This window comes from Peribacillus sp. P4_C12, from assembly GCF_056402095.1.
This window is the reverse complement of the sequence record NZ_JBFUIB010000537.1, coordinates 1-2,375: the sequence shown is the minus strand read 5'-3', so window position 1 is coordinate 2,375 and position 2,375 is coordinate 1. Positions and strand designations below refer to the sequence as shown.

The following is a 2,375-nucleotide window of genomic DNA, read 5'->3' as shown; positions in this document are numbered from 1 at the left end:
GGCTTGGCCCTTGGCGGTTATGCTATTTTTCCAGTGACCAGCTACGAAGAAATTATCTGAATCTATCGTCCAACATGGTTCACGGGTACGGATAATGATGAAGTCGTCGCGACCCTTGCAGATTCAGATAATTTCTTCGTAGCTGGTCACTGGAAAAATAGCATAACCGCCAAGGGCCAAGCCGTAATCGTAAAAGAACAGAATAAAGATGTAACTCTTATTGGGTTAGAAGCAGGTTTCCGCGACCACCCGGATTACTTGTTCCGTCTTCTATCAAATGCAATTTTTGAAAAATAGTAGAAATAGCCAAAGCCGGATTCAGCAATGAATCCGGCTTTGGCTATTTGAAAAATGCTAAACGCTTGCTACTGAGTCTTGAAAAATTATCTCAGCAACTGCYATTTAAATACTCATTACTTTTAAATCATCTGTTGCAAAAACCGCTGAAGGACGATTCTTATCAAGAAGTGGTTGTTTAGCAGATTGAAAGGCGTTTTCTTTTTAAAGGATTACTTGAAAAATAAATTAAAAAATTGGAAGTCTAAACCTAGTAAAGCTTCTCCATCCAACTATAAAAACGTATATCAAMGACTTTTCTYCGTCTGTWTTACCTTTTGGAGAAAAACGGACGGAAATGTCATCGTTATAACAAGAAAACGGTCTTTGATATCTAGGTRTTGTCTATGATYATTCGATGTCACAAAAACTCAAAGTTKCCYAATATTWTTWAAAAAMYCTATTTAATRGKTTTTTTTGTCATGCRCAATTTTAGTATTAMTGTAGCAAAATAAAGAGAAYACACTTTAAATTAACWCWTGGACGMTTAGCTTGATGGGGATTTTGTAAGACCCCTTTATTTAAATAAAACAATTTTATTGTTATTCAACATTGATAATGTGTATAAGTTTTGTTTGCTATACCCATATTAAAATTATTGAATTTAATTTTCCCCAGAGTAATAGTAAAGGGAGGTGAAATTTCCAATGCCTAAAAACGATTCAGCTTTTCAAAGAAGCGAGCTGGCCAAGCTTTTAACAGCGTGCGGAGAGTCAGCAGACTTTCTTACTTTCAGTCTTTATGAAAACTCGCCCTTCTTCATTGCCTATTTTAAAACTTTAGTTAAACCAGAGATTATTCACCACGATATTCTCCCTATAGTTAAAGAAGAGTTTTCTACTTTAGAAGAAATAAAAGAAAAGCTGTTGATCGAGGACCTTTCTATTACGKACAATATACCGGATATTCAAGATAAATTAATGACCGGAAATTTGATTTTTTACACGAAAGAAGGGCAGCCTGCCTGCCTGGCTGTTCCGGCACCAGCCGTCGAAAAACGGCAAGTAGCCACTCCGGAAACGGAATACTCAGTCGTTGGTCCGAAGGAAGCCTTTGTTGAATCACTCGATACAAATTTAAATCTCGTGCGCAAACGTCTGCCGATTCCAGAACTGCAGGTTAAAGAACTGATGGTCGGAAAGTTATCAAAAACCCGGATCGCGGTCGTCTACGTGAAAGGAATCGCTGACTCGGACAACGTGAATACGGTCATCCAGCGGATTCAAGGGATTGAATACGATGAAATTGCCGACAGTTCGTTTCTCAGCCAAATGATTACCGATAATAAAAACTCGCCATTCCCACAGTTAGTCGACACAGAGAGGCCTGATCGACTGGCCGCCTTACTCGCCGAAGGGAAAGTTGCCATCTTTTCGGACGGATCGCCCACTGCGATATCAGGTCCCGTGTCACTCATTACATTTTTCACGGCATTTGAAGACTATCTTTCCATTTGGAATGTCGCATCCGCTTTCCGGCTCCTCCGGCTCATTGCGGTTCTTTTCTCTGTTTTAGCCACATCGACTTATGTAGCCATTTTAACTTATCATTATGAAATGATTCCCCGTGATGTACTCAGCTTGCTGATTACATCACGGGGAAGTATTCCGTTTCCACCTTTTTTGGAAGCTGTTCTCCTTGAATTGGCGATTGAGCTTTTGTGGGAAGCAGGCGCCCGGCTGCCGACAAAGATTGGCCAAACGATTGGGATTGTCGGCGGTATAGTGCTCGGAACAGCTGCCGTTCAAGCAGGCTTGACGAGCAATGTACTGCTCATTGTCGTGGCCACGGGCGCGCTTGCTTCTTTCACTACGCCTATCTACCAACTTAGCAACGTGATCCGCCTGATCCGCTTTCCATTTATCCTGCTTGCCCAGCTGCTAGGCCTTGTCGGAGTTGCCGTCTGCTTTGCTTTTCTTATGTCTCATTTATTAAAGCTGACTTCTCTCGGTCGTCCTTTTCTTGAGCCGATCTATCCTTTGCGCGTGAAGGATTTCAAAGACTCTATTATTCGACTGCCGTTCAGCAAGCAAGCACTC

General features: G+C 41.5%; 1 protein-coding gene. It reads left to right on the top strand.

Annotated features, from left to right (window positions below; genetic code table 11):
* Nucleotides 1–983: 983 nt before the first annotated feature.
* On the top strand, nt 984–2,375 hold a 1,392-nt coding region (locus tag AC1DUW_RS26110), incomplete at its 3' end, for a spore germination protein (protein ID WP_477643849.1).